Genomic DNA, 7,215 nt, shown 5'->3' on the forward strand with positions numbered 1-7,215 from the left:
GACTCACGCAGCATCATCGCCTGCGGGTCGAGCCAGCGGCCCTCGTACATGAGCCGGCCGAGCCGACGTCCGTGGGCGTGGAAGTTGGCGATCGTGTCCTCGTTGTGGACGGCGTTCACGAGCCGCTCGTAGGCGATGTGCAGCAGGGCCATGCCCGGCGCCTCGTAGATGCCGCGGCTCTTGGCCTCGATGATGCGGTTCTCGATCTGGTCGGACATGCCGAGACCGTGGCGTCCGCCGATCGTGTTGGCGGCGTGCACGAGCGCGACCGGGTCGTCGAAGCGGGTGCCGTCGATCGCGACCGGCCGTCCGGCCTCGAACGTGATGGTCACGTCCTCGGTGTCGATGTCGACCGACGGGTCCCAGAACTTCACGCCCATGATCGGCTCGACGGTCTCGAGGGAGACGTCGAGGTGCTCGAGCGTCTTCGCCTCGTGGGTGGCGCCCCAGATGTTCGCGTCGGTGGAGTACGCCTTCTCCTGGCTGTCGCGGTAGGGCAGGTCGCGCTCGGTGAGCCACTGGCTCATCTCGGTCCGCCCGCCGAGCTCGCTGACGAAGTCGGCGTCGAGCCACGGCTTGTAGATGCGAAGCGCCGGGTTGGCGAGCAGGCCGTAGCGGTAGAACCGCTCGATGTCGTTGCCCTTGAACGTGGAGCCGTCGCCCCAGATGTCGACGCCGTCCTCGTGCATGGCCCGCACGAGCAGCGTGCCGGTGACGGCCCGCCCGAGCGGCGTCGTGTTGAAGTAGGTGCGCCCGGCCGACTTGATGTGGAAGGCGCCGCATGCGAGGGCGGCCAGGCCTTCCTCCACCAGCGGGGTCTTGATGTCGATCGCGCGGGCCAGCTCGGCGCCGTACTGCATCGCCCGACCCGGGATGCCGGAGATGTCCGGCTCGTCGTACTGGCCGATGTCGGCCGTGTACGTGCAGGGCACCGCGCCCTTGTCGCGCATCCACGCGACGGCCACGGACGTGTCGAGCCCTCCGGAGAAGGCGATGCCGACGCGCTCGCCGACGGGCAGGGAGGTGAGGACCTTGGACATGCTCACAGTCTTGCACACGCCTGCAAGGTCTTGCAGTGCGGGGGTGTCTTGGCCTGCTGCTGCGCTGCCGACGTTGGTCTCGTCCTGCTGCTGCGTTGCCGTCGGGGAACTCGACCTGCTGGTGCGCTGCCTCGGCTGGTGCTGCGGGTGGTCTCCGAGAGGGCCTCGACCGGGCGGCTGGCACCGCGCTGGTCTGGGGTCTCGGGCTGCGGGTTGGTGCTGGGGTGGACGCACGATGCTGCGTTCGTGCGTTGAAGGCTGAGGTTTCTGCGTTTCCTACGGGATCCCGTCGCTAACGCAGAGGCGTGCGGCCTCGCACGCGTGAATGAAGAATCTTGGGTGCACTTTGCGTTGAGGTGACGAACGATTCTTCCTTGGTGTGGACCGTTCCACGCGAAGGAAGAACCCTTCCGCCGCTCAGCCAGCCATCGGTGGATTCTCAACCGCAGAAGCGCTCCTGCGGTTGCAGATCCACCGATAGAACGCGCAAACGCAGAATCTTGGCCCCAGAACGCAGAAACGACGAATCCTGCGTCACCCACGAGCCCAGACCAGACCCCGAGACCCCGAGCCAGCCCCAGGCCCGCCGCCGGTCGAGGCCCTTTCGGGGACCAGACACAGCACCAGCCGAGGCAGCGCACCAGCAGGACGAGACCCCCGCAGGCAGCGCACCAGCAAGCCCAGACCCCCTGCGGCAGCGCACCAGCAGGGACCAGCCGCCCCGACTCAGCGCAGCACGCCCCCCAGCGCCTCGCCGGCGGCGACGAGGGCGGCGCGCGCCTCGGCGATCTCGGTGTCCTTGAGGGTGCGGTCGGGGGCGCGGAGGCGGACGGCGAAGGCGAGCGACTTCTGGCCATCCGGCACGGGCGCGCCCGTGTAGACGTCGAAGAGGCGCACCGACTCGACCGCGGCGTGGGCCGACGCCAGTGCCGCGCGCAGCGACTCGGCGGTGACGGACGTGTCGACGAGGAACGCGAGGTCCTCCTTCGCGACCGGGTAGGTCGAGAAGTCGGGCCGGGGGCCGATCGCGGGCGAGGCCGCGAGCAGCGCGTCGAGGTCGATCTCGCCGGCCACCGAGCGCGGCGGGAGGCCGTGCTCCTTCAGCACGGTCGGGTGCAGCTCGCCCGCGTGCCCGACGACCGTGCCGTCCAGCACCAGCGCGGCGCACCGACCCTGGTGGAACGGGGCGGTGGCGGCCTGCTCGACCGTCAGCTCGACGTGCAGGACGTCGGCCAGCCGGCGCGCGACCGCGACCGCGTCGGACCACGCCACCGGGCGACCGGCGCCGTCCCAGCCCGACCGCTCGCGCTCCCCCACCAGCACCCAGCCCGCGTGGAACGGCTGGTGCGGCAGGGCGGCGTCGAGCGCCGCGAGCTCCTCGGGCGTCGGGCGGCGGTCGGTGCCGTAGATCGGGGCCTCCGGCGCACCCTCGCGCGCGAGGAACACGCGTCCGACCTCGCTGACCTGGACCGACTCGTGGCCGCGGCCGACGTTCAGCGACGCGGCCCGCAGCAGCCCCACGAGCAGGGTCGTGGTGAGACCCGGCTCCTCGGTCGACAACGGGTTGGCGAGCAGCACCTGGCGACGACGGACGTCGTCGGCGTCGATGCCGAGGCGGTCGAGGTCGGCCGGTCCTGCGAAGGGCAGGGTCGTGACCTCGACGAGACCCGCGCCGGCGAGCACGTGCCCGACGCGACGCCGCAGCTCCTGGTGGCGGGTGAGACCCCGCCCGCCCGTGGGCGTCGGCAGCACCGACGGCACCTGGTCGTACCCGGCCGTGCGCAGCGCCTCCTCGACGAAGTCGTAGGGATCGTTCAGGTCGAAGCGCCAGCTCGGCGGCGTGACGACGAAGACGTCACCGTCGCGCTCGACCGTGCAGCCGTTGCGCTCGAACGTGCGCTGGGCCTCCTCGGGCGCGATCGGCACGCCGCTGATCCGCGCCGGGAGGTCGACCGGCACGCGCACGGCGGCGCGGGCCGGCGCCTCGCCCACCACGGTCGCGCCCGGCTCGAGGGTGCCTCCGCCCAGCTCGACCAGCAGCTCGGCCACGCGGGCCGCGCCCACCAGCGCCAGCTCGGGGTCGACGCCGCGCCAGCCGCTCTCCCTCGCGCGCCCGGCGGACGACGACGTCGCCCTGCAGGCGGTCGCGGTCGTAGCAGTGGTTCGGCTGACCGAGCTCGAGCATGACGTAGTTGGAGACGTCGACGGTGAGCGAGATCGACCGCATGCCCGCGTCGGTGATCCGTCGGGCCATCCAGGCGGGCGTCGGCGCGGTGGGGTCGACGCCCGAGACGACGAGCGCCGTGAACACCGGGCACCCCTCGGGGTCCTCGACGCGCACCGGGTAGGCGGGCGTGTCGGCCGACGGGACCGGGCGGTCGGCGGGATCGGCGAAGGGGACGTCGAACGCGAGCGCGGCGTCGCGCCCGACGCCGCGCAGGCTGAGCGCGTAGGCGCGGTCGGGGTTGACCTCGAGGTCGAGCGTCTGGTCACCGAGGCCCAGGACCGTGACCGCGTCGTCGCCCGGCGTCGCGGACCCCGGCTCGAGCACGAGGATCCCCGCGGCGCTGGTCTCGTCGTCGGGGAGGCCGAGCTCGCGGGTGGAGCAGATCATGCCGTCGGAGACGTGGCCGTAGGTCTTGCGCGAGCCGATCTCGAAGCCCAGCTCGGGCAGGTGCGTGCCGGGCAGCGACACGACCACGAGGTCGCCGACGCCGAAGTTGTGTGCACCGCAGACGATCCCGCGCGACGGCACGTCGTCGCCCGGCGCGTCGGGCACCGACGGCTCGTTGCGCTCCGGCCCGACGTCGACACGGCACCAGTTGATGGTCTTGCCGTTCTTCTGCTTCTCCGGCTGGACGGCCAGCACGCGGCCGACCGTGAGCGGGCCGGTGATGCCGCCGCCGACGATCTCCTCGAGCTTGAGGTCGTACATCGTCAGCCGGTCGGCGATCTCCTCGGTGGTCGCCTCGGCCGGCAGCTCCACGACGGAGCGCAGCCACTCGACGGGTACGCGCATCAGCGATCCACCCCCGTCGAGAGCGCATCACGGTTCGGGGGCAGGTCGCTGGTCATCTGACGGTTCCCTCGCTGACGCTCGTTCACAGACCCACTCCGAACGGCTCGGTGAAGCGGATGTCGCCGTCCCACAGGTCGCGCAGGTCCGCGATGTCGTAGCGGCTGGTGATGGTGCGGTCCAGGCCCATGCCGAAGGCGAAGCCCGAGTACTCCTCGGGGTCGACGCCGCAGGCGACGAGGACGCGCGGGTTGACGACGCCGCAGCCACCCCACTCGATCCAGCCCTCACCGCGGCACGTGCCGCAGTCGGCGACGGCCCCGGGGTCGTTGTGGCAGACGTAGCAGAGCAGGTCGACCTCGGCGCTCGGCTCGGTGAACGGGAAGTACGACGGGCGGAAGCGCGTCGTGACCTCGGGTCCGTAGACGGCGGCGGCGAAGTGGTCGAGCGTGCCCTTGAGGTGCGCCATGGAGAGGCCGCGGTCGATCGCGAGCCCCTCGACCTGGTGGAAGACCGGCATGTGCGTGGCGTCGGCCTCGTCGGTGCGGTACACCCGGCCGGGGCAGACGACGTAGATCGGGGGCGTGCGGGTCAGCATGCTGCGGGCCTGCACCGGCGACGTGTGGGTGCGCAGCACGAGCGCGGCCCGCTCCGGCGAGACCCAGAACGTGTCCTGCATCGTGCGCGCGGGGTGGTTCGGTCCCAGGTTGAGCGCGTCGAAGTTGAGCCACTCGGCCTCGACCTCGGGGCCCTCGGCGACCTCCCAGCCCATGGCCACGAAGAGGTCGGCCACGTGCTCCTGGATGGTGGTGATGGGGTGGCGGGCGCCGACGGGCTCGCGGTCGGTCGGCAGCGTGACGTCGACCGTCTCCTCGACGAGACGACGCTCCTCCTCCAGCGCCTCCAGCGCGGCCCCCCGTGCGGCGAGCGCCTGGTTGACCGCGCCGCGGGCCTGGCCGATCCGCTTCCCGGCGTCCTTGCGCGCCTGCGGGGGCAGCGCGCCGATCTCCCGGTTGGCGAGCGCAAGCGGCGAGCGGTCGCCGGTGTGGGCGATGCGCACGGCCTTCAGCGCGTCGAGCGAGTCGGCGGCCTCGATGGCGGCGAGGGCGGCGTCGCGCGCCTGCGCGACCTCGTCCTCGCCCAGCGCGGCGACCTGCTTGGGGTCGTAGTCGGAGTTCGGGGCGGACACCCGAGCAGTCTAGTGAGCGGCGCGGACGCCCCGGCACCGGTCGGTCGTGCGACGGCGTGGAAGCTCAGTCGGTGAGCGCGTCGGGCTCGTTGACGGGCACCCAGATGCGCAGCAGCGCGCCACCCTCCTCGGCGTCGTCGATGTCGATCCGGCCGCCGTGCTGCTCGACGATGCCGCGCACGATGTACATGCCGAGACCGCTGCCCGCTCCGGGGCCGGCGCGCCAGAAGCGGCTGAACACGCGCTGACGCATCTCCTCGGGGATGCCGGGTCCCTGGTCGTGGATCTCCAGGACCGCTCCCCCGGCGTCGGGCAGGTGCTCGACGACGACACGGCGCAGACCGTGACCGTGCCGCAGCGCGTTCTCGACGAGGTTGGTGACGACCTGCGTCATGCGGTCGGCGTCGCCCCAGACGAGGTACGGCTCGCCGCGCGACTCGAGCGCGAACGGGTCGCCGCCGGCGGAGATGTTGCGCAGGACGCCGCGCGCGACCTCGTCGAGCTTGACCGGTCCGCGCCGCAGGGTCAGTCGACCGGCGTCGATGCGAGCCGCGTCGAGCAGCTCGGTGATGAGTCGGCTGAGCCGGTCGGCGTCGGAGTCGACGGTCTCGAGCATGAACTGGCGCTGCTCCTCGGAGAAGCGGTCCCACTTCGACAGCAGGGTCGACGTGAACCCCTTGATGCCGGTGAGCGGCGAGCGCAGCTCGTGGGCGACGGTGGCGACGAGGTCGGAGCGCTCGCGGTCGCGCTGGTTGCGCACCTTCGCGTTGCGCACGCTCGCGACGACGCGCACGACGGCGCCGCCGGGACGGTCCCGCACCAGGCGCGCGGTCACGAGGTACTCGCTCCCGCGCGGGGAGTACCAGGACTGCTCCGACAACCGGTTGCGGATGTTGAGACCGTCGTACGGGCGGGTCGAGTCGTACCAGCTGTTGCCGTTCAGGTCGTCGAAGGGCATCGCGTCGGACAGGTGCATGCCGAGCATCTCCCCGGGCGCCGCGCGCGCCATCCGCTCGATGCGTTCGTTGACGTACTCGACGACACCGTCGGCCCCGGCGATGACCACGCCGTCCGGGAAGTCGTCGAGGTCCATGGCGAGGAATCTAGTACCAAAGGACTAGACGCGACGAGCACCCCGGCCCACCGCGATCCGCACGAGGGCGGCGTTGTCGTCGACGGCCTCGCCGTCGGGTCCCTCGACGACGTCCTCGAGCCCGATCCGCGTCGACACGCCGTGGGCCACGGCGAGCTCGAGGACCGGCCACGTCGAGCGGCCCTCGCCGTGCAGCAGCACGGGCAGACCCGTCGGGCGGACGAGCTCGAGCAGACGCTCCGCCGTCTCCTCCTGATCGGGTGCGTCGGCGAGCTCGAGCAGGACGAGCGCGGTCCGCTCGGGCCACGAGGAGTCGAGCCACGCCTGCGCGGCGTCCTCGGTCCAGAGCCCGGCGTTCACGGCCACGCCTCGCTCGTGGAGGGCCGTCGCGAGGTCGGTGGCGCCCCGCTCGTGCCAGTTCGACGCCGTCACCGGGACGGCGGGGTGCTCGTCGACGTCGCGCGAGCCGTTGAGGCACGCCTGGAGGATCACCTGCTGCACGCTGCTCATCGTGCCCCCTGCGCCCGGGCACTGGCGTAGAGACACACCGCGGCCGCGGTGGCGAGGTTGAGGCTCTCCGCCTGTCCGAGGATCGGCACCGCCACAGCCAGGTCGGCCGCGTCGCGCACCTGCGCCGACAGGCCCTGTGCCTCGTTGCCCATGACCCAGGCGGTGGGTGCGGCGAGGTCGACGGGCGACGTCGCGCGCTCGGCCTCGAAGAGGTCGAGGTCGGCCTCGCCGTCGGTCGCGAGCACCTGCAGGCCGCGCTCGCGGAGGGCGGCGAGGACCAGGTCGTGGTCGCGCTCGACCACCACCGGCAGGTGGAACAGGCTGCCGGCGCTGGCGCGGACGGCCTTCGGGTTCGTGGGGTCGACGC

The 7,215-nt window shown here is 72.2% G+C and carries 7 protein-coding genes; all 7 read right to left on the reverse strand.

All coding sequences use genetic code 11. The annotated features are described in order from the left end of the window. Positions 1-1,040: argininosuccinate synthase (gene argG / locus A6Q79_RS15885; protein ID WP_317698739.1), on the reverse strand; the 1,040-nt coding region annotated here is incomplete at its 3' end. 726 nt (positions 1,041-1,766) lie between these two features. After that, complete coding sequence (locus A6Q79_RS15890; RefSeq protein WP_317698743.1) at positions 1,767-3,005, reverse strand: hypothetical protein; 1,239 nt, start codon at positions 3,003-3,005, stop codon at positions 1,767-1,769. Continuing rightward, on the reverse strand, positions 2,896-4,059 hold the full coding sequence (locus A6Q79_RS15895; protein WP_317698740.1) for a phenylalanine--tRNA ligase beta subunit-related protein: 1,164 nt from the start codon (positions 4,057-4,059) through the stop codon (positions 2,896-2,898). Before A6Q79_RS15895 ends, A6Q79_RS15890 begins: the two co-directional genes overlap by 110 nt. 82 nt (positions 4,060-4,141) lie before the next feature. Then, entirely contained in the window at positions 4,142-5,245 is a 1,104-nt protein-coding gene (gene pheS, locus A6Q79_RS15900) for a phenylalanine--tRNA ligase subunit alpha (protein WP_067857199.1), read from the reverse strand. 64 nt (positions 5,246-5,309) lie between these two features. Continuing rightward, positions 5,310-6,338 carry a PAS domain-containing sensor histidine kinase gene (locus A6Q79_RS15905; protein WP_067857197.1) on the reverse strand — a complete coding sequence of 343 codons (1,029 nt, stop codon included), beginning with the start codon at positions 6,336-6,338 and terminating at the stop codon, positions 5,310-5,312. Positions 6,339-6,362: 24 nt separating this feature from the next. Next, positions 6,363-6,848 carry a 3-keto-5-aminohexanoate cleavage protein gene (locus A6Q79_RS15910; protein WP_317698741.1) on the reverse strand — a complete coding sequence of 162 codons (486 nt, stop codon included), beginning with the start codon at positions 6,846-6,848 and terminating at the stop codon, positions 6,363-6,365. Beyond that, positions 6,845-7,215, reverse strand: a 371-nt coding sequence (locus tag A6Q79_RS15915) for an RNA methyltransferase (RefSeq protein WP_317698742.1), incomplete at its 5' end; no start/stop codon positions are given. The genes A6Q79_RS15915 and A6Q79_RS15910, both read right to left, overlap by 4 nt.

The organism is Aeromicrobium sp. REDSEA-S32_B7 (assembly GCF_001626145.1).
In the GTDB taxonomy this organism is placed as follows: domain Bacteria; phylum Actinomycetota; class Actinomycetes; order Propionibacteriales; family Nocardioidaceae; genus Aeromicrobium; species Aeromicrobium erythreum.

Excerpts from the sequence above, each read along its gene's own strand:
- A6Q79_RS15895 (WP_317698740.1), bottom strand. The coding sequence starts at position 4,059 with ATGCGCGTACCCGTCGAGTGGCTGCGCTCCGTCGTGGAGCTGCCGGCC.
- A6Q79_RS15905 (WP_067857197.1), bottom strand. The coding sequence starts at position 6,338 with ATGGACCTCGACGACTTCCCGGACGGCGTGGTCATCGCCGGGGCCGAC.
- A6Q79_RS15910 (WP_317698741.1), bottom strand. The coding sequence starts at position 6,848 with ATGAGCAGCGTGCAGCAGGTGATCCTCCAGGCGTGCCTCAACGGCTCG.